Raw genomic sequence first — 18,170 nt, 5'->3', positions numbered from 1 at the left:
ATGGTGTACGGTACAGGGTATGTTCGCGCCTGCCGACCCGCCCAGATTCGGACAGCTCCACGGAAAACCCCTGCTTGAAGCCCTGCCAGCGGTTCTCGAAGGCGACGACTACTGGTCGGTGGCCGCCGCGACCGCGCTCGCTCTCGTCGCTCGCGGGCGGATCGTGCCCGGTGTGACCGCCCAAGGCCACGACACGTGGCGCGTCGGGCCGTTCGACCACGCCGACGAGCTGCACCTGCGCCAGCTCGCCGCGCACGGCGACTACGACGAGCTCCGCTTGTTCCTCGACGCCGTCGCCGACGCGCTGCCCCGCACCGGTGAAGGACCATTCGCGGGCGCCGAGGCGCACGACGTCTCCGAGCTCAAGACGTGGGTCGACGAGCAGATCATGCTCTCGCTGCGCATCGAGACCACCGAGGACATGGGGTTCCGCGGCGTCGTGCAGGTTCGCGCGGTCACCGACCCCTACCCGCGCGACGTGCGGGGCTCCGGCCGCGAGCTCGACGCCATCCGGGCCATGGGCCGCGTCGACTGGCCGCCGTTGCAGCGGCTGCTCGACCAGGCCGAGCTGAGCGACGAGGAGGTCGGCGAACTGCTGACCACCGACATCGAGGTCCACTGGCCGCGCGAGCTCGCCACCACGCTGTCCGCGAAGGCCGTCATCGGCGAACCGAGCGGCCGCTTCGGCGCCGGCGACCTGCTCACGTTCGACTGGCGGCTCGCGCTGGGCGGCGAGGACCTCACCGAGACCGAGATGGACCTCGTCGCCGAGGCGTCCCGGCCGATCGTGAAGCTGCGCGACCAGTGGGTGCTCGTCGACCCGTTGCTCGCCGCCAGGACCCGCCGTCGGCTCGCCCCGCTCACCGCCGCCCAGGCCGTCACCGCGGCCCTCACCGGTGTCGCGGTCATCGACGGCGAACCGGTCGAGGTCGCCCCGCACAGCCTCACCACCGCCATCACGACGATCCCCGAGATCGCCCAGCCCGCCGCGCTGCAGGCCCGGCTGCGCGACTACCAGCTGTACGGCCTGCGCTGGCTCGCCCACATGACCGACCTCGGCCTCGGCGCGTGCCTGGCCGACGACATGGGCCTGGGCAAGACCATCACCCTCATCGCCCTGCACCTGCACCGCGCCCACGAGCACCCCACGCTCGTCGTCTGTCCCGCCTCGCTGCTGGGCAACTGGGAACGCGAGATCCGCCGCTTCGCGCCCGGCACCCCCGTCAGCCGCTACCACGGTCCACACCGGACTCTCGCCACCGAAGGCGTCGTGCTCACCACCTACGGCACCATGCGCCTGGACGCCGAGGCACTGCGCGCCCACGAGTGGGGCATGGTCGTCGCCGACGAGGCCCAGCACGTCAAGAACCCGCACTCCGGCACCGCCAAGGCCCTGCGCTGCATCCCCTCCGCCGCCCGCGTCGCGTTGTCCGGCACGCCGGTCGAGAACTCGCTGTCGGAGCTGTGGGCCGTGCTGGACTGGACGACGCCGGGCCTGCTCGGCACCCACCGCGCGTTCCGCACCCGCTGGCCCGAACCCGACGACACCCTCGCCAAGGTCGTGCGGCCCTTCCTGCTGCGCCGCCGCAAGTCCGACCCCGGCGTCGCCCCCGAACTGCCCGCCAAGACCGAGACCGACCGGTACGTCTCGCTCAGCGTCGAGCAGGCCGCGCTCTACGAGGCGCTCACCCGCGAAATCCTCGACCAGATCGCGGTCAGCGACGGCATGGCGCGCCGCGGCCTCGTGCTCAAGCTGCTCACCGGCCTCAAGCAGATCTGCAACCACCCGTCGCACTACCTCGGCCACCCCGAGCTGCGCGGCACGTCCGGCAAGCTCGACCTGCTCGACGAACTGCTCGACACCATCGTCGCCGAGGACGGCTCCGCGCTGATCTTCACCCAGTACGTCGGCATGGCCCGGCTGCTCGAACAGCACATCAAGCAGCCCACGAGGTTCCTGCACGGCGGCACCCCCGTGCCGCAGCGCGAGCAGATGGTCGACGACTTCCAGAACGGCCGCGCGCCCGTCTTCCTGCTCTCGCTCAAGGCCGCCGGCACCGGCCTCAACCTCACCCGCGCCGACCACGTCATCCACTTCGACCGCTGGTGGAACCCCGCCGTCGAGGACCAGGCCACCGACCGCGCCTACCGCATCGGCCAGACCCGGCCCGTGCAGGTGCACAAGCTCGTCACCGAAGGCACCGTCGAGGAACGCATCGCCGCGCTCCTGCAGGACAAGCGCGACCTCGCCGACGCCGTCCTGCACGGGGGAGAGGCCGCCTTCACCGAGCTCACCGACGCCGAACTCGCCGAACTCGTCGCCCTGAGGAGCGCCTGATGACCGCCCGCGGATTCGCCGCGTTCCCCAAGGTCAAGCGCCGCGTCGCCACCACCTGGTGGGGCAAGGCCTGGGCGAAGGCCCTGACCGACACCGCCCTCGACACCGGGCTAATCCGCCTCGCCCGCCGCTACGCCCACGCCGGCGTCGTCGGCCCGATCACCGTCAGCCCCGGCCGCCTGCACGCCCAGGTCCACGACGACGACACCGTCCACAACACCACCGTCGCCGTCCCCGAGCTCACCGACGTCCAATGGGGACGGTTGCTCGACCGCGTCGCCGAACACCCCGGCCACATCGCCGCCTTGCTGGACAACGACATGCCGCGCGACCTGGTCCTCGCCGCGGAAGAGTCCGGAGTGGACCTGCTGCCCGGCATCGGCGACCTCGAGGCCGAGTGCGACTGCGACGGCTGGATGCCGTGCCGCCACGCCGCCGCCCTGGCACTGCAGGTCGGCTGGCTGCTCGACGCCGACCCGTTCGTCCTGCTGCTGCTCAAGGGAAAACCGGAACAGGACCTCCTCGACGCCCTGCGCGAGCGCGTCGCCGGACCCGTCGGCACCAGAACACCTGTGGTGGTTTCCGTCGAACCCGCAGGTCAGCTGCCCGCTCGTCCACCGGTTCCAGCCACCACACCTGTGGTGCTCGCGGTCGAACCGCCGCCCGGTTTCGAGGCGGCGGAACTCCTGGCGCTGATGGAGATCGCGGCCGGCCGCGCCCGCGCGCTGCTGCGTTCGGGCACTCTCGAAGGGTGATCACCGAGAAGCAGAAGATGATGACCGGACAGCTCTACAAGGACTCCGACCCCGAACTCGTCGCCGAACGCCTGCGCTGCCAGGCGTTGGTCGACGAGTTCAACGCCACCCGCTCCGGCGACGTCATCGCACGGCTCTTCGGCTCCATCGGCGAGGGCTCCTGGGTCATGCCGCGGTTGCAGTGCGACTACGGCTACCAGATCCACCTGGGCTCCAACAGCTTCCTCAACTACGACGCCATCCTCATGGACTGCGCCACCATCACCATCGGCGACGACGTCTCCATCGGCCCCCGCGCCCAGCTGCTCACCGCCCTGCACCCCATCGAGGACCACGAGGCCCGCCGCCAGCGCTTCGAGACCGCCGCCCCCATCACCATCGGCAACAACGTGTGGCTCGGCGGCGGCGTCATCGTCTGCGCCGGCGTCACGATCGGAGACAACGCGGTCATCGGAGCCGGTAGCGTCGTCACGCGCGACATCCCGCCGCGCGTGCTCGCCGTCGGCAACCCCTGCAAGGTGATCCGTGAGCTATGACAAGCGCCTGGTGGAACCGCTGGTCCTGCTGGGACTGACAGCCGTCGCCCTGGTCGCGTCCGGCATCGGGCCGCACTCCCGCTCGACCTGGTACCTCGAGGTCGCGCCCGTCGTGATCGGCGGCGTGCTGCTGGTCGCGACGTACCGGCGGTTCCCGCTCACACCGCTGCTGTACCGGCTGATCTTCCTGCACGCGCTGGTGCTCGTCCTGGGCGGCCACTACACCTACGCCAAGGTGCCCGCCGGGTTCTGGGTGCAGGACTGGTTCGACCTCGCCCGCAACCACTACGACCGGTTCGCGCACTTCGTGCAGGGCTTCGTGCCCGCCGTCCTGGCCCGCGAGATCCTGCTGCGCCGCCGCGTCGTGCGGCCGGGCGGGTGGGCGTTCTTCCTCGTTGTGTGCGTGTGCCTGGCGTTCAGCGCCGTGTACGAGCTGGGCGAGTGGCTGGCGGCGGTGATCGGCGGGGAGGCCGCGGGCGACTTCCTCGGGACGCAGGGCGACGTCTGGGACACCCAGTGGGACATGTTCATGGCACTGCTGGGCGCGATCGCCGCCCAGCTCGTGCTGGGACGGGTGCATGACAAGCAGCTCGAGCGCGTCTGAGCGGGCGGTGGCGCACGTCGCCGCCCGCTCCACCGGAAACCCGCTGCCGCGGCACCTCCGCGTCACGCTCAACTTCCACCCCGGACGCGGCGTGCTGGACCGGCTGGTGCGCGACGGCGTCTACCGCTCCCAGTTCGAGACGGGCACCAGCAACGGCGGCCTCACCGCTCATCCCGGCGGTGCGCGCTGGGAGTGGGAGAGCCGGCTGTTCGGCGGCGCCTACGACCACGCCGACCCCGCGCACCGGCCCAAGTACGGCGCGCTCAACGCGCAGGACCTCCCTCATGGGGCCGCGCCCCGGTTCGGTTCGGCCCACCTGCGGCTCGGGGAGCACGTCCTCGACCGCACGACGTTCTGCTACCCCGACAGCGTCTTCGACCCGGTCGACTTCGGCACCGCCCAGCGCTTCGCCCTGCTCGACCTCGTCGGCGACCGCGACTTCCTCGACGACTACGTCGAGGCCCACGTCCACGGACCCGTCACGCTTGAGGACGTCGAGGCCCTCGTGCTCGACCCGACCCACCCCGACGTCGAGCTCCCGTGCCCGGTCGAACGTCACCCCGGCTTCCGGCTGTCCACACAGGACCTCGTGCGGCACGCCGACTACCGCACCCCGGAGTCCGTCGCGCTGGGACTGGGGATCGCCCGCGACGGGGTGCTGACGCCGGACCTGCTCGACACGGCGGACGCGCCGCCGCAGGTCGTGAAGCACCTGTGGCACCACCTGGCGCGCTACGGCAGGTAGATCGATGCCAGCCGGCGCACCGAGTCCGCCACCCGCTCCCGCAGCTCCGCCGGCTCCAGCACCTCGACCTCACCGCCCATCCGCAGGACCATCCCGCACGCGTGCCCGATCGACTCGATCGGGACCGTCACCCGGAAGTGCCCGTCGTCGTCCACAACGGACTCCTCCGCCGCCCGGGCCACCACCGGCAGCACGTGCGACGAGAACGCCTCCCACCCGGCGGGCGACAGCCGCAGCACCGCGGAGCCCGTGTACTGCCGCGCCTGGAAGTCCTCCAGCGACGCGGCCCAGTGCTCAGCCAGGTCGAACCCCTCCGGCCGCGCGAACGACTCCGGCAGCACCGCGGCCGACTGGATCTGCGACACCCGGTACGTCGAGATCCGCGACGACCCCAGCGCCACCAGGTACCAGCGGCCCGCCTTCAGCACGAGGCCCAGCGGCCGCAGCACCCGCGTCACCTCCTCGGGCGCGCGCCAGCGGCGGTAGGTCACCTCCAGCAGCCGTTCGCGCCACACCGCGTCCGCCACGACCTCCAGGAACGGCGAGCGCTCCGGGTCGTAGTACCAGGCCGGCGCGTCGAGGTGGAAGCGCGTGGCCATCCGCGAGGCCCGGTCGCGCAGCGGTGACGGCAGGGCCGCCATCAGCTTGAGCTGCGCCGCCGACACCGCGTCGCCGAGGCCCAGGTCGGCGGCCGGGCCGGGCAGCCCCGCCAGGAACAGCGACTCCGCCTCCTGCTCGGTCAGGCCCGTCAGCCGGGTGCGGTAGCCGTCGAGCAGCTGGTAGCCGCCGGACGGACCCGCGTCGCCGTACAGCGGCACGCCGGCCGCGTGCAGGGACTCCACGTCGCGGTAGATGGTGCGGACCGACACCTCCAGCTCGCCGGCCAGGGCGTGCGCGGTCATCCGCCCCTTGGTCTGGAGGAGCAGCAGCAGGGACACCAACCGGCTCGCGCGCACGCGGACACACTGCCACAGACCACTGACACAGGTTGTCAGGGATAGCTCATATGTTCGACCCATGGCTTTCTACGAGAAGCAGCTGGCGGTCAGGGAACCGCTGGTCGTCGCGGGCAGGCACGTCAAGCGCTACGAGGTGGTCACCCCGGGGCTGGAGATCACCGACGACATCCGCGAGGCCGCCTACGCGTTCCTGCCGGAGATCTACCCGGACTTCGAGGACCCGACCCCGCCCGCCACGGTCACCGTCCTGCACCGCAGTGCCGCGGGCATGTACCTCAACGCCTACAACTGGGTCTGGGACAACGTCCTGCACTGCCGCACCGCCGTCTCCGGCGACCAGCCGTTCCTCGGCTCAACCGACCCCGACCTCACGCGCTTCAGCGTCATCCCCAAGGACCTCATCGGCTGCGTCTGGGAACTGCCGCCGCTCGCCCACGAACGTTCGGCGTGGGTGCGGCACGTGCTCGAACCGGACACCCCCGACTTCGAGGCCTACCTCGGCGACGTCATGGCCGAAGGCCTGGTGGGCCGATGAGCGCGGACTGGCAGGGCGCGCCCTCACGCTGAAAACGGGTGGACGGCGGCGTTAGGTTCGCAGACATGACCACACCGGAATCCGTCGTGCGCGCCCTGGCCGAACCCACGAGGCTGCGGGCGTTCGCCGCCGTCGTCCTCGGCGCGGGCAGCCTGGCCGACGTCGCCGCCGCCTCCGGGCTGAAGGTCAAGGACGCCGGCACCGCGCTGCGCAAGCTCCGCGAGGCCGGGCTGGTCGAAGGGGAACCGGCCCGGCCCGCCGACCTCAAGCCGCTCGCCGCCGCGCTCACCGAGCAGACGCCGTCCGACGGGCTCGCGCCGTTCATCCGGGGCGACAAGCTCGTCTCGTTGCCGGTCGCGCACGAACGCCGCCGCAAGATCCTCGAACACGTGCACGCGCACGCCTTCACCGCGCGGACCTACTACGAGGAGCCCGAGATCAACGAACGGCTCGCGGCCTGGTGCGACGGGGGAGAGGTCGACCACGTCACCATCCGCCGCTACCTCGTCGACTTCGGCCTGCTCGAACGCGGCGGCGGCATGTACCAGGCTCAACCTCTGCCGATGTAGGGCATGGTCGTGGCCATCACGGTCATGAACTGCACGTTGGCGTTGAGCGGCAACCGGGCCTGGTAGAGCACGGCGTCGGCCACGTGCTGCACGTCGAACGTCGGTTCCGCCGCGACCTCGAAGTTCGCCTGCAGCACCCCGGCGCCCATCCGCTCGGTCATCTCGGTGGCGGCGTTGCCGATGTCGATCTGCCCGCACGCGATGCCGAACGCCCTGCCCTCCAGCGACAGCGACTTGGTCAGCCCGGTCATCGCGTGCTTGGTCGCGTTGTAGGCCACGGCGTGCGGGCGCGGCACGGTCGCGGAGATCGAGCCGTTGTTGATGATCCGGCCACCGCCGTGGGTCTTCATCACCTTGAACGCCTCGCGGGCGCACAGGAACGCGCCCGTCAGGTTCACCCCGACGACCTTCTCCCACGCGCTCAAGGAGAACTCCTCGACCGGGGTCGCGCGCACGTTCATGCCGGCGTTGTTGAACAACACGTCGACCCGGCCGAACCGCTCCACCGCCGCCGCGAACAGTGCGACGACCGAGTCCTCTTGCGACACATCGGTGGGCACGGGAAACGAACCGGGAAACCCTTCCCCGGTCTCGATCAGCGCGTCCTCGCGCCGGCCCGCGAGCACGACCTCGAACCCCGCTGCCAGCAGGGTGCGCGCCGACGCCCGCCCCACCCCGGAACCCGCACCCGTCACGACCGCGACTGCCATCGGAGATCTCCCCTCGATCCAGCGATTGCCCGAAGTGTCCCGTGTGGAGTACCTACAGGTGTGGAGTGTGAAGAGGACACCTGCCTGCTGTGCGCGGGGTCCGGAACCATGTCGTGGCAACAACCCGTTCCCGGTCCCGAAGGCCTTGTGCTGCACGAGATGTCGCACCCGTGCCCGCGCGGGTGCTCCGGCTGGTGGAAGCTCCCGCACGAGGAGAGCAGACGCATCGTCGCAGGCAATGTCGCACGTGCCAACGAGATTCCAGGCCGTCCGTCCACCCAGGCCTGATCACCGAGGGTGAACGGTGGGGGTCACCCATTATTGCCAGATGGGTCCCTGCTTGGCGGCTGCCCCCACTCGGAGTAGAAGCGGACACTGTTCTTCTGTGAAGGAGTGCAGCCGTTGCCTTGGTTCTGGGCTCAACGAGGACCGGACCGCCTGCCGGGTCTGCGGAGGATTGGGGCAGGTTCCCGACAGGTAGCCGTCGCAGGGCCTATTTCTTCGTCATCAAGGTCGGGCCGAGGATCCGGCGGGCCAACCGCCGGGTCAGCGACTTCTGCTTGCGCGCGGGCGCCGGGTCGGCGGCCGCGGGAGCGGGCTTGACCTCCGCGGGCGTGGTCACCGCGGGAGGAGGAGTGACGGGAGGGGGCACCGGAGCGACGCCGGGAACGGTCGCCGCCTCTTGCTGAAGGGTCGGGATCTTCGCGAACACCTGGGTCTCCGCCTCGACATTGCCGGGCTGCTTCTGCTCGATCGGCACGGGGAAGATCTTGCCATCGGCGCCATTCACACCTCGAATGAGGGGCGGCACCTCCGCGCGCGAGTGACGCGGGTCACGCAGCACACTGGGTCGTAACGGCCCCAGGCGGAGTGTGATGACCGAAACGACCGAGTGCGCGGACGTCGGCCCGCCCGACGCACGCCTCTGGGACCAGATCGCGCAGGGCGACCACGCCGCCTTCACCGCGCTGTTCGAACGCCACGCCGAGGCGGTCTGGAACTACGCCTACCGCCTGACCGCGTCCTGGTCGCAGGCGGAGGACCTGCTCTCCGCGACGTTCCTGACCGCCTGGCGCAAGCGCGGCGACGCCCGGCTCGTGCGCGACTCCGCCCTGCCGTGGCTCTACACGGTCACCGCGAACCGCGCCCGCACCGAGTGGCGCGCCTCCCGCCGGGCCCTGCGGCTGGTCGCGAAGCTCGCTCCGCAGGACGAACGCGACCACGCCGACGACGTCGCCGCCCGCACCGACGCCCAGCGCCGGCTCGCCCAGGTGGTGGCGGTCATCGCGAAGCTGCCCGCCTCCGAACGCGAGATCGCCCAGCTCTGCCTGCTCGGCGACGTGTCCACCGCCGACGCCGCCTCGCTCCTCGGCATCACCGAGTCGAGCGTGCGCGCCCGCGTCTCCCGCACCCGCGCCCGGCTGCGCGACCTGACCCCAGAGGACACCCCGTGATCGACCAGTTGCCCGAACGCCGCGCGCTGCCCGACGACGTCCGCCTGCGCGCCCGCCGCCGCCTCTCCGAGGGCATGCGCCCGTCCGCCCGCGCCGGCCGGCCCGCCCTCATCGCCGCCGGCGTCGGCGTGCTCGCCGCCGGGGCCGTCTTCGCGGGTCAGGCCCTCCTCGGCAGTCCGGCCGACCCCGCCGCGCCGCCCGTGCAGCACAACGGCGAGTTCGTCGGCAAGGACCGCGCCGTGGTCAACAACGTCGACAAGGGACCACTGGGGCCGGACATGATGGCGCGCTGCGTGGCCGCCGCGACCTCGCACCCGCCCGCCGAGCAGTGGACGACGATCGCGGTCAGCCACAAGAACGGCACGGTCCTGAGCGCGTTCCGCGGCCCGACCGGCGTCTTCTTCTGCGCGAACACCGCCACGACCACCGCGATCTCCGCCCCCGACCCGGCCGGCGCCGGGACCGGCCGCCGCCAGGTGCGGATCCTGTTCACCACCCCGACCGGCGCGATGGCGGGCCTGGTCTCCCCGGACGTGAAGCACCTCAGCCTGTCCCGCACCGTCGACCCCGGCTGGAACAACGCCTCACCCGCCGTGGTCGACGGCATGTTCCTCGCCCCGAGCGGTTACGCGGGCGCCGAGACCGGCACGACGGCGCTCGTCGACGGCGAGGAGTCCGTGCTCGAGGGCGTGCCGGGACCGACCGCGCCGGTCACCGACCTCCCGGCGCCTCCCGCGGACCGCAGCACTCCCGAGGCCCAGCGGCTCGCCGAGTGCCTGCGCGACCGCGCGGTCCCGGACGCCGACCAGTTCTCCCACGGCGTCACGGCGAAGGTCAGCGGCACCAGCACCGTCGTCGTCGGCCGGTTCGGCGACCTGATGTTCTACTGCCTCGACGACGGCGCGAAGCGGCACGGCCTGGTCGACAACCTGCGCGACAAGGACGACGTGGAGCTCGTGTACGGCCAGACCATCGGCTCGGTGCGCGTGGCCTACGACTTCAAGCCGATCGAGGGCGGCGGCACGGCCAGCTCGGACTACGCCGCCGTGGGCCTGCTGTTCGACCCGGAGGTCGCCTCGATCACCTACACCTCACCGGGCTCCGCCGACGTGCCCGCCGTGATCGGCAACGGCACGTTCGTGCTCGCCGCACCGTTCGACGAGGCACGGCCGGGCGCCCAGGTCGTCGTGCGCAACGCCGCGGGCCTGGTCCTGGAGACCATCACGCCCGCTCGGTAAAGCGGTGGACGGACGCGCCACGATGCGTTCGTGAGAACCGAACGCCTGACGCTGCGCCCGGCCCAGAGCTCCGACGCCGAGCTGTTCCGCGCGCTGCACGCCGACCCCGAGGTCATGCGCTACCTCGACCCCGCGCCGGTCGAGGGCTACCTCGGCGAGAGCTTCCACGCCGCGTTCGAGACCGCGACCGGCCGGTTCGTCGGCTGGTTCGAGCTCGCGGGGACCGGTGAGGCCGAGCTCGGCTACCGGCTGCACCGCGCGTTCTGGGGCCTGGGCTACGCCACCGAGGGGGCGAAGGCCCTGATCGAGCACGGTTTCACCAGCGGCCGCGCCGACCGCGTCGTGGCCATCACGATGTTCGTCAACGCCGGCTCGCGGCGCGTGATGGAGAAGTGCGGGCTGCGGCACGTCCGCACGTTCCACGTCGACTTCCCCGATCCTCTGCCCGGCGCGGAATACGGAGAGGTGGAGTACGCGCTGACGAAAGAGGAGTGGCTACTAGCTCAGGGGGAAAGCCGTGTGGCAGACGGAATCGGTTGATTTGGGCGCGTACTTCGCGCGCACGGGGGCGTCGGCGTCGAGTTCGCTGACGGAGTTGCACGAGGCGCATGTGCGCGCCATTCCGTTCGAGAACATCGACGTGATGCTCGGCCATGTGCCGTCACTCGACCTCGGCGACATCCAGGACAAGATGCTCGGACGGCGCCGCGGCGGTTATTGCTACGAACACCAGTTGCTCTTCACCGCCGTGCTGGAACGCCTCGGGCACACCGTGAGCCGGCAGATGAGCCGCGTGATGACCGGTCCGCGCACGCACTTCATGTCCATCGTGGACGACCAGCTCGTCGACGTCGGGTTCGGCGCCGGGATGCTGCACCCCATGCCGCTGGTCGACGGCGCGGTCGTGGACCAGGCGGGCTGGCCGCACCGCCTGCGCCGCGAGGACGGCCGCTGGGTGCTGGAGAAGCAGACGGCGGACGGCTGGGCGTTGCAGCACCAGTTCGAGACCGGTCTCGACCAGCGGCCCGTGGACTACGCGGCCGCCAACTACTACGTCGCCACGCACGAGCGGTCGCCGTTCAGCCGCCGGCTCGTCGTGATGCGTCTGGAGCCCGGCCTGAGCCGCCGTTTGGTCGGAACGGAGTTCACCGTCGAGCGCGCCGGCGAGAAACCTGAGAATTCTCAGGTTGACGACCTCGCGAAAACGTTGGAATCGCTGGACATCACCCTTACCGAGAGGGAGCTGAGTCACATCGGCTCAACTCCGGGAACAGAAAAGGGCGCCCGTTCGTAGTACCAGGTGTAAAGGGGATCGCATTTCGGAGGTGTTGGAAATGACCACCGCGACTCCGTTCGCCACGGGAGCAGGTTCCACGGGCGTCAACGCACTGCCCACCCCGCCCACGGGCTGGCCCATCGGTTCCTACGGGACCTACGAAGAGGCGCAGCGGGCGGTGGACCACCTGGCGGACAACGACTTCCCGGTCGCGGACGTCACCATCGTCGGCGTCGAGCCGATGATCGTCGAACGGGTCACCGGCCGCCTGACCTGGGGCCGCGTCCTCGGCGCGGGTGCCGCGTCGGGTGCCTGGTTCGGTCTGTTCGTCGGCCTGCTGCTCGGCCTGTTCTCCACCGGCGGCGCCCTCGCCCCGATCATCACGGGCCTGGTCGTCGGTACGGTGTTCGGCCTGGCCAGCGCCGCCACCCGGTACGCGGCGACGCGCGGCAAGCGCGACTTCGCCTCGACCACCCAGCTCGTCGCGGGCCGCTACGACGTGCTCAGCCACCCGCGCAGCGCCGAGCGCGGCAAGGAGATGCTGACCGCGCTCGCCTGGCGCTCGTAAGAACCCAGCTCCCACCACAGGAAACGCCGTCCCGATCACCGGGGCGGCGTTTCCGCTTTACTGACCGCGTGAAGGACATGGGGGAGTTGCACTGGTGGCGCGCTGTGCCGCTGGTGGCGGGATTCGTCGTGAACACGCTGTCGGTCGACACCGGGCTGTTCGGGCTGGTGCCGATCGTCGTGTGGGTCGTGCTGGCCCGGTCGTGGCGGACCGGGATCTCGGTCGGGCTGGTCCTGGTGGGCCTGCTGGCGTGGTTCGTGCTGCCGCGCGCGTGGGAGCTGCCGGGCCGGTGGGTGCCGTCGGCGCTGGAGGTCTACTGGCTCTACCCGGCGATCGCGACGGTCGTGATCACCGTCGGCGTGCTCGTGGAACGTCGCGTGCTCGCCGGTCTGTTCGTGATGCCCGCGGTGACGCTGGCGGGAATGGCGTTCGCCGTGTTCCTGAGCGTTGGCGCGAGCATCCCGCGTGATGAGGGCGTGGTGTCGGCCGCGGCCGGGCTGCAGGTCGTCGAGGAAGACGCCGGCTGCGGCTCCGGGCACGGCGCGAACTGCTGGCGGGAGCTGACCGCGACCGGAGACCGCGCGCGGGAGGTGGTGCGCGCAGGGCTCGCGGCGGGCGGGTTCGGCCAACGGCCATCGTTGCCCACCGACGAACGCCTGTGCCGGCGGACCGGACTCGTGCTGGCCCACGAGGTGTGCGCGGAGCTGCGTGACAAGTCCCCGACCAGCGTGCGAGTGCTCTGGTACGTCAACTGACCCATTTCCGTAGGCCGTACGGTATTGTTTCCGTATGGCCTACGGAAATGGGGTGGACGGATGGCCGCCGAACGCAGCGGCGGGGGAGACCCGGCCAGGACGCTCGCACTGCTCTGGCGCACGCCGCAGCCGCCGAAACCGGTCGGCAGGAAACCCAAGGTGAGCGTCGACCAGATCGTCACCGCGGCGATCGAGGTCGCCGACCGCGAGGGACTCGGCGCGATGTCGATGGCCCGCGTCGCGCAGGAACTCGGCGTCGGCACGATGTCGCTCTACACGCACGTGCCCGGCAAGGCCGAGCTGATCGACCTGATGACCGACGTTGTGCTGCAGGAACGGGACCTCGCGTCCGACGGCACGTGGCGCGAGCGCATCAAGCACTACGCCGACCGCACACGCGCGGTCTACCAGGCACACCCGTGGATGCGGGACGTGTCGATGGTGCGCCCTCCCCTCGGACCAGGACTGATGGACGGCCAGGAGTTCGTGCTGGCCGCCCTCGCCGACTCCGGCCTGGAACCGCGGCTCGTCACCGTCGCGCACGTCGCCGTCGAGGGCTTCGTCCACGGCGCCGCGGCGTCCGAGGTCGACGACCAGCAGCTCGCGGCGGCCACCGGCGAGTCCGGCGACTCGTGGTGGGGCGCGCGGCAGATCTTCTGGGACGACTACTTCGACGTCGAGCGCTACCCGGCGATGACCGCGCTGTGGAACGCCGGCGCCTACGAGACCGAGGGCTCGCTCGCCGAGCACGTGCACAGCTCGTTCGACTTCGGGCTCGACAAGCTGCTCGACGGCATCGAAGGGGGCATGCGATGACGACGCTGGTCACCGGCGCGACGGGCAACGTCGGCCGGCTCGTGGTGCGAGGCCTCGCCGGCCCGGTCCGCGCGATCACCCGGGACCCGGCCAAGGCCGACTTTCCTGCACGGGTCGAGGTGGTGCGCGCCGATCTCGACGACCCGGACGGCCTCCCGTTCGACGGCGTGGAGAAGCTCTACCTGTTCGTGCACCCGCCGACCGCCCAGGACGTGGTCGACCGCGCGGTGCGGGCGGGCGTGCGCCGGATCGTCACGTTGTCCTCGGGCGCGGTGACCCACGGCTACGACACGAGCCACCACCTCCCCGTCGAACAGGCCGTCGAGGCCTCCGGCGTCGAGTGGACCCATCTGCGGCCGGGCGAGTTCGCGGTCAACAAGATCGACCTCTGGGGCCCGTCGATCCGCGAGGACGGCACGATCGTGCACCCCGAACCCGAGGCGCTCGGCCAGCCGATCCACGAGGCCGACATCGCCGACGTGGCGATCAAGGTGCTGCAGGAGGACGGCCACGCCGGCCGCGCCTACGACCTGACCGGACCCGCGCCGCTCACCCAGCGGGACATGGCCCGCGACATCGGGGCCGCGATCGGGCGCGCGCTCACGTTCCGCGACGTCACCGTGGACGAGGCGCTCGCCCACTACGTCAGCGTCGGGTGGCCGGAGGAGATCGCGCGGTACGTCCTCGGGCTCGGCGGGTACGAGGGCGGCGAGGCGGACGACTTCAGCGACTACGAGTTCCTGGTGTCGCCCGACTACGAACGGCTGACGGGGCGGCCGTACCGGACGTTCGCGCGGTGGGCGCTGGATCACCGCGCCGACTTCACGTCCGGCTGATCACCGCGTCGATTCCGGCACCTCCTCGTTCGACGTCCTGGTAGACGGCGAACGAGGAGGAACGGTGCGGTTCATGGTGTTCGTCAGGAGCCCGAGGCCGGTGGCCGCCCTGCACGGCGACGCGCTGCTGCGGGCGGGGGTCCTGCTCGACGCGGGAGACCTGGTGCCGCACGCGTGCGGGGTGTCCGGGTACTGGCTGATCGACGTGCGCGACCACGAGGAGGCCGTGGAGCGGGTGAAGCGCATCGGCCTCCCGGCGTGCGTCGTGGAAATACGTCAGGTGGCTGTGGTCTGATGCCCCCATGGGGGCTACCTCGGTGCACCGCACCGTCGACGCGGTCTGGCGGATGGAGTCGGCGAAGGTCATCGCCGCCCTGGCCCGGTACACCCGCGACGTCGGCCTCGCCGAGGAGATGGCGCAGGACGCGCTCGTCGCGGCGCTGGAGCAGTGGCCGGTCGAGGGCGTGCCGCGCAACCCCGGCGCGTGGCTCATGACGACGGCGAAGCGCCGGTCGATCGACCAGATCCGGCGCCGCGAGAACCTCAACCGCAAGGTGGAGGAGATCGGCCGCGAGGTGCAGGAGGCCACCCCCGACGCCAGCGAGGGCATTGAGGACGAGATCGGCGACGACCTGCTCAGCCTCATGTTCACCGCCTGCCACCCCGTCCTCGGCACCGAGGCGCGGGTCGCGCTCACGCTGAAGATGCTGGGCGGTCTCAAGACCGAGGAGATCGCCCGCGCGTTCCTGGTCAGCGACGCGACCGTGGCGCAACGCATCGTGCGCGCCAAGAAGGCCCTCGCCGACGCCGGCGTGCCGTTCGAGGTCCCCGAAGGCCCCGAACTCGCGGTGAGGCTCGCGTCCGTGCTCGAGGTGATCTACCTGATCTTCAACGAGGGCTACTCCGCCACCGCCGGCGACGACTGGCTGCGCCCCGAACTGTGCGCGGAGGCCCTGCGCCTGGGCCGCGTGCTCGCCGAACTCGCGCCGAAGGAGGCCGAGGTCCACGGCCTGGTCGCGCTGATGGAGATCCAGGCCTCCCGCACCAAGGCCCGCACCGGCCCCACCGGCGAACCGGTGCTGCTGCTCGACCAGGACCGCGGCCGCTGGGACTGGCTGCTCATCGGCCGTGGTCTCAAGGCCCTCGAACGCGCGGAAGCCCTGAACCAGCCGCCCGGCCCGTACTACGTGCAGGCCGCGCTCGCCGCGTGCCACGGCCGCGCCCGCAGGGCCGAGGACACGGACTGGCAGCGCATCGCCGCCCTCTACCAGGTGCTCGCGGAGATCTCGCCGTCGCCGATCGTCGAGCTCAACCGCGCGGTGGCGTTGTCGATGGCGTTCGGGCCGGCCGCCGGGCTGGCCCTGGTGGACGAGATCGCCGGGGAGAAGGCGTTGCAGGGCTACCACCTGCTGCCCAGCGTGCGGGGAGACCTGCTGGTCAAGCTCGGGCGCACCGCCGAGGCGAAGGCGGAGTTCGAGAAGGCGGCCGGGCTGACGCGCAACGAGAGGGAGCGGACGTTCCTGCTGGAACGGGCCGCCGCCTGCTAGCTCAGCGCGAGCTTCAGGCCGAGCGCCGCGAACGACGCCGCGAAGAACCGCCGCAGCCACACCATCACCCGAGGCCGCGCCAGCACCCGGTCCCGCATCGACGCCGCGAACACCCCGTACACGGCGAACACCACGAACGTCATCGCCATGAACACCGCGCTCAGCGCCACCATCTCCCCGAACCCGGTGGCGAACTGCGGCAGGAACGCCACGAAGAAGATCGTCAGCTTCGGGTTGAGCAGGTTGAGCAGCACCGCGGACACCACGATCCGGCGCGCGGACGCCGGCGCGGTGTCGGTGCGCACGACCAGCTCACCGCGGTCGCGCCACGTCGCCCACGCCAGGTACAGCAGGTACGCGACGCCCAGGTACTTCACGATCTCGAACGCCACCGCGCTCGCGTGCAGCAACGCCGCCAGGCCCGTCACCGTGGCCACCACCTGCGGCACGATCCCGAGCGTGCAGCCGAACGCGGCGATCACGCTCGCCCGGCGGCCGTGGGCGAGTCCGGCGGACAACGTGAACAGCACACCGGTTCCCGGAGTGACGACCGCGACCAACGTCGTGATCAGGAATGCGAGGCTCATGCCGACGAACTCTCCCGCGAAAGCGGTCCAGTCAGGAGAGCCAAAAACACACCGGCGAAATGGACCACTTCGATCGTCGAGAACGCGGCAGCGGTGACGTCCCAGGGGCATGAGCATCCAGAGCATGCACCACGTCGGCATGACCGTCACCGATCTCGCGGCCACGGTCGCCTTCTTCGAGGCCCTCGGCATGGAGCTCGAGGGCAAGGCCCACCTGGAGGGCGAGTTCGTCGACGGCGTCATCGGCCTCGACGGCTCCAGCAGCGACATCGCCATGATGAAGACGCCGGACGACCGCTACCGGATCGAGTTCAGCCAGTTCCAGGCCCCGCGGGCGATCGACGGCGGCTCGCACGGGCCGATCAACGCCCTCGGGTTGCGGCACATCGCGTTCAGCGTCGAGGACCTCGACGACACCCTCGCGCGGTTGAGGCCGCACGGCGCCGAGGTCGTGCGCAACGTCGAGACGTACGAGGGGGTTCTCAAGACGTGTTACGTCCGCGGACCCGAGGGGATTCTCGTCGAGCTGTGCGAGTACTTCAGGTGAGAGCGCGCGCGTACGCCGTGGGAGACACACCGACGGTCTGCGTGAAGTCGCGGACGAGGTGGGCCTGGTCGCTGTAGCCGAGGTCGGCGGCCAGCAGAGCCCACTCCACGTCCGACTCGGCCCGTTCCAGCGCCTCGTGGATGCGGTAGCGCAGGATGACCCACTTCGGGCTCACGCCCACGTAGTCCGCGAACAGCCGTTGCAGCGTCCGCACCGCGACGCCGCACTGCCGGGCGAGGTCCGAGACGCGCTGGACCGAGCGGTCGTCGCGGATGCGTTGGACCAGCTCCATCGCCAGGGTGGCCTGCGGGTCGGGTGCCGGGCCGAGATCCAGCAGGAACGCGTCGAGCGCGGCCACCCGGTCGTCCTCGTCCTCCACGTCGAGCACCAGGCCGGACGGGACGTCGAGCCGCACGTGCCGGCCGGTCCACTCCGACACGGGCTCGCTGCGGAACGGCCGGAAGCCGCCCGGCCGGAACTGCACACCCGCCACGCGGATCCGGCCGTCCAGCACGCGGCTGAACAACCCCAGGCCCACGCCCGCGATCTCCGGCTGCGCGTACCCGTGTTCGAAGACGATGTTCACGGACGGATGCGGCACGACGTGGGTGGTGTACGGCGCGTCCAGCGACCCGTCGATCAGCCAGTAGTGCTCCAGGTAGGGCCGCAGCTCGGCGCACGGCAGCCTGCGGCGGAACCGCACGCGGGCGAACAGCTCGCGCGCGTCCACGATCCCCCGCGTGTCCCGGCGTGGCCCCTGCACAGCCGGAATCCTAGGTTGGCGCGTTTCTTCAA

Annotated in this window: 23 protein-coding genes; 18 read left to right on the top strand and 5 right to left on the bottom strand. The window is 71.1% G+C overall.

The window, feature by feature from the left end:
• The first annotated feature begins 19 nt into the window (after positions 1-19).
• Genes ABZX02_RS09450 through ABZX02_RS09430 form a run of 5 tightly spaced genes read left to right on the top strand, consistent with a single transcriptional unit; the run spans position 20 to position 4,978 of the window.
• Positions 20-2,338, top strand: a complete 2,319-nt coding sequence (locus ABZX02_RS09450) for a DEAD/DEAH box helicase (RefSeq protein ID WP_355296487.1) — start codon at positions 20-22, stop codon at positions 2,336-2,338.
• Positions 2,338-3,093 (top strand): hypothetical protein, encoded by a 756-nt coding sequence (locus tag ABZX02_RS09445; RefSeq protein WP_355296485.1) that lies wholly within the window; start codon positions 2,338-2,340, stop codon positions 3,091-3,093. Before ABZX02_RS09450 ends, ABZX02_RS09445 begins: the two co-directional genes overlap by 1 nt.
• Positions 3,090-3,629, top strand: a complete 540-nt coding sequence (locus ABZX02_RS09440; protein WP_355296483.1) for a sugar O-acetyltransferase — start codon at positions 3,090-3,092, stop codon at positions 3,627-3,629. Before ABZX02_RS09445 ends, ABZX02_RS09440 begins: the two co-directional genes overlap by 4 nt.
• The gene (locus tag ABZX02_RS09435) at positions 3,619-4,233 is read left to right on the top strand and encodes a DUF2238 domain-containing protein (protein ID WP_355296481.1); all 615 of its coding nucleotides are present in this window, start codon (positions 3,619-3,621) and stop codon (positions 4,231-4,233) included. Before ABZX02_RS09440 ends, ABZX02_RS09435 begins: the two co-directional genes overlap by 11 nt.
• A complete protein-coding gene (locus tag ABZX02_RS09430) occupies positions 4,208-4,978 on the top strand; it encodes a DUF3626 domain-containing protein (protein ID WP_355296479.1) in 771 nt (256 codons plus the stop codon). The genes ABZX02_RS09435 and ABZX02_RS09430 overlap by 26 nt, the downstream gene beginning before the upstream one ends.
• Here ABZX02_RS09430 and ABZX02_RS09425 read toward each other — a convergent pair.
• Positions 4,966-5,934: a YafY family protein gene (locus tag ABZX02_RS09425; protein WP_355296477.1), complete on the bottom strand. Its 969-nt coding sequence runs from the start codon at positions 5,932-5,934 to the stop codon at positions 4,966-4,968. The two genes, ABZX02_RS09430 and ABZX02_RS09425, sit on opposite strands and share 13 nt — an antisense overlap.
• A 61-nt stretch (positions 5,935-5,995) precedes the next feature.
• Between ABZX02_RS09425 and ABZX02_RS09420 the strand changes: the two genes are divergently transcribed.
• Both ABZX02_RS09420 and ABZX02_RS09415 read left to right on the top strand, forming a co-directional pair.
• Positions 5,996-6,472, top strand: a complete 477-nt coding sequence (locus tag ABZX02_RS09420) for a hypothetical protein (protein WP_355296475.1) — start codon at positions 5,996-5,998, stop codon at positions 6,470-6,472.
• A gap of 65 nt (positions 6,473-6,537) precedes the next feature.
• Positions 6,538-7,041 carry a DUF2087 domain-containing protein gene (locus ABZX02_RS09415; RefSeq protein ID WP_355296474.1) on the top strand — a complete coding sequence of 168 codons (504 nt, stop codon included), beginning with the start codon at positions 6,538-6,540 and terminating at the stop codon, positions 7,039-7,041.
• Here ABZX02_RS09415 and ABZX02_RS09410 read toward each other — a convergent pair.
• Positions 7,023-7,751 carry an SDR family oxidoreductase gene (locus ABZX02_RS09410; protein WP_355296472.1) on the bottom strand — a complete coding sequence of 243 codons (729 nt, stop codon included), beginning with the start codon at positions 7,749-7,751 and terminating at the stop codon, positions 7,023-7,025. The two genes, ABZX02_RS09415 and ABZX02_RS09410, sit on opposite strands and share 19 nt — an antisense overlap.
• A gap of 493 nt (positions 7,752-8,244) precedes the next feature.
• Positions 8,245-8,541: a hypothetical protein gene (locus ABZX02_RS09405; RefSeq protein ID WP_355296470.1), complete on the bottom strand. Its 297-nt coding sequence runs from the start codon at positions 8,539-8,541 to the stop codon at positions 8,245-8,247.
• Positions 8,542-8,626: 85 nt separating this feature from the next.
• On the opposite strand from ABZX02_RS09405, the gene ABZX02_RS09400 reads away from it, so the two are divergent.
• The 10 genes from ABZX02_RS09400 to ABZX02_RS09355 all read left to right on the top strand — a co-directional run bounded on the left by ABZX02_RS09400 (position 8,627) and on the right by ABZX02_RS09355 (position 16,241).
• Complete coding sequence (locus ABZX02_RS09400; RefSeq protein WP_355296468.1) at positions 8,627-9,205, top strand: sigma-70 family RNA polymerase sigma factor; 579 nt, start codon at positions 8,627-8,629, stop codon at positions 9,203-9,205.
• Positions 9,202-10,443: a hypothetical protein gene (locus ABZX02_RS09395; RefSeq protein WP_355296466.1), complete on the top strand. Its 1,242-nt coding sequence runs from the start codon at positions 9,202-9,204 to the stop codon at positions 10,441-10,443. The genes ABZX02_RS09400 and ABZX02_RS09395 overlap by 4 nt, the downstream gene beginning before the upstream one ends.
• 30 nt (positions 10,444-10,473) lie before the next feature.
• Positions 10,474-10,983 carry a GNAT family N-acetyltransferase gene (locus ABZX02_RS09390; protein WP_355296464.1) on the top strand — a complete coding sequence of 170 codons (510 nt, stop codon included), beginning with the start codon at positions 10,474-10,476 and terminating at the stop codon, positions 10,981-10,983.
• Positions 10,961-11,737 (top strand): arylamine N-acetyltransferase, encoded by a 777-nt coding sequence (locus tag ABZX02_RS09385; protein WP_355296462.1) that lies wholly within the window; start codon positions 10,961-10,963, stop codon positions 11,735-11,737. Before ABZX02_RS09390 ends, ABZX02_RS09385 begins: the two co-directional genes overlap by 23 nt.
• 40 nt (positions 11,738-11,777) lie before the next feature.
• Entirely contained in the window at positions 11,778-12,287 is a 510-nt protein-coding gene (locus ABZX02_RS09380) for a general stress protein (RefSeq protein WP_355296461.1), read from the top strand.
• Between the two features lie 68 nt (positions 12,288-12,355).
• Complete coding sequence (locus tag ABZX02_RS09375; RefSeq protein WP_355296459.1) at positions 12,356-13,042, top strand: hypothetical protein; 687 nt, start codon at positions 12,356-12,358, stop codon at positions 13,040-13,042.
• A gap of 60 nt (positions 13,043-13,102) precedes the next feature.
• Complete coding sequence (locus tag ABZX02_RS09370; RefSeq protein WP_355296458.1) at positions 13,103-13,858, top strand: TetR/AcrR family transcriptional regulator C-terminal domain-containing protein; 756 nt, start codon at positions 13,103-13,105, stop codon at positions 13,856-13,858.
• A complete protein-coding gene (locus tag ABZX02_RS09365) occupies positions 13,855-14,694 on the top strand; it encodes an NAD(P)H-binding protein (RefSeq protein ID WP_355296456.1) in 840 nt (279 codons plus the stop codon). Before ABZX02_RS09370 ends, ABZX02_RS09365 begins: the two co-directional genes overlap by 4 nt.
• A 64-nt stretch (positions 14,695-14,758) precedes the next feature.
• On the top strand, positions 14,759-14,989 hold the full coding sequence (locus ABZX02_RS09360; RefSeq protein WP_355296455.1) for a hypothetical protein: 231 nt from the start codon (positions 14,759-14,761) through the stop codon (positions 14,987-14,989).
• 7 nt (positions 14,990-14,996) lie between these two features.
• A complete protein-coding gene (locus ABZX02_RS09355) occupies positions 14,997-16,241 on the top strand; it encodes an RNA polymerase sigma factor (protein WP_355296453.1) in 1,245 nt (414 codons plus the stop codon).
• Here the strand turns inward: ABZX02_RS09355 and ABZX02_RS09350 are convergent.
• A complete protein-coding gene (locus ABZX02_RS09350; protein WP_355296451.1) occupies positions 16,238-16,828 on the bottom strand; it encodes a LysE family translocator in 591 nt (196 codons plus the stop codon). The genes ABZX02_RS09355 and ABZX02_RS09350 overlap by 4 nt on opposite strands.
• Before the next feature lie 109 nt (positions 16,829-16,937).
• Here ABZX02_RS09350 and ABZX02_RS09345 point away from each other — a divergent pair, with 109 nt between their 5' ends.
• Positions 16,938-17,375 carry a VOC family protein gene (locus ABZX02_RS09345; protein WP_355296449.1) on the top strand — a complete coding sequence of 146 codons (438 nt, stop codon included), beginning with the start codon at positions 16,938-16,940 and terminating at the stop codon, positions 17,373-17,375.
• Here ABZX02_RS09345 and ABZX02_RS09340 read toward each other — a convergent pair.
• Positions 17,368-18,138 (bottom strand): helix-turn-helix domain-containing protein, encoded by a 771-nt coding sequence (locus ABZX02_RS09340; RefSeq protein WP_355296447.1) that lies wholly within the window; start codon positions 18,136-18,138, stop codon positions 17,368-17,370. The two genes, ABZX02_RS09345 and ABZX02_RS09340, sit on opposite strands and share 8 nt — an antisense overlap.
• Positions 18,139-18,170 lie beyond the last annotated feature (32 nt).

Source organism: Lentzea sp. NPDC003310, assembly GCF_040610935.1.
Lineage (GTDB): Bacteria > Actinomycetota > Actinomycetes > Mycobacteriales > Pseudonocardiaceae > Lentzea.
Note: the sequence above shows the minus strand (reverse complement) of the source record. Positions and strands in the feature narration are given on the sequence as shown.

Bases quoted from the DNA above. Each gene is read 5' to 3' on its own strand.
- ABZX02_RS09355 (WP_355296453.1), top strand. From the start codon at position 14,997: ATGGGGGCTACCTCGGTGCACCGCACCGTCGACGCGGTCTGGCGGATG.
- ABZX02_RS09370 (WP_355296458.1), top strand. From the start codon at position 13,103: ATGGCCGCCGAACGCAGCGGCGGGGGAGACCCGGCCAGGACGCTCGCA.
- ABZX02_RS09410 (WP_355296472.1), bottom strand. From the start codon at position 7,751: ATGGCAGTCGCGGTCGTGACGGGTGCGGGTTCCGGGGTGGGGCGGGCG.
- ABZX02_RS09345 (WP_355296449.1), top strand. From the start codon at position 16,938: ATGAGCATCCAGAGCATGCACCACGTCGGCATGACCGTCACCGATCTC.
- ABZX02_RS09400 (WP_355296468.1), top strand. From the start codon at position 8,627: ATGACCGAAACGACCGAGTGCGCGGACGTCGGCCCGCCCGACGCACGC.
- ABZX02_RS09415 (WP_355296474.1), top strand. From the start codon at position 6,538: ATGACCACACCGGAATCCGTCGTGCGCGCCCTGGCCGAACCCACGAGG.
- ABZX02_RS09380 (WP_355296461.1), top strand. From the start codon at position 11,778: ATGACCACCGCGACTCCGTTCGCCACGGGAGCAGGTTCCACGGGCGTC.
- ABZX02_RS09450 (WP_355296487.1), top strand. From the start codon at position 20: ATGTTCGCGCCTGCCGACCCGCCCAGATTCGGACAGCTCCACGGAAAA.
- ABZX02_RS09445 (WP_355296485.1), top strand. From the start codon at position 2,338: ATGACCGCCCGCGGATTCGCCGCGTTCCCCAAGGTCAAGCGCCGCGTC.
- ABZX02_RS09430 (WP_355296479.1), top strand. From the start codon at position 4,208: ATGACAAGCAGCTCGAGCGCGTCTGAGCGGGCGGTGGCGCACGTCGCC.
- ABZX02_RS09350 (WP_355296451.1), bottom strand. From the start codon at position 16,828: ATGAGCCTCGCATTCCTGATCACGACGTTGGTCGCGGTCGTCACTCCG.
- ABZX02_RS09420 (WP_355296475.1), top strand. From the start codon at position 5,996: ATGGCTTTCTACGAGAAGCAGCTGGCGGTCAGGGAACCGCTGGTCGTC.
- ABZX02_RS09365 (WP_355296456.1), top strand. From the start codon at position 13,855: ATGACGACGCTGGTCACCGGCGCGACGGGCAACGTCGGCCGGCTCGTG.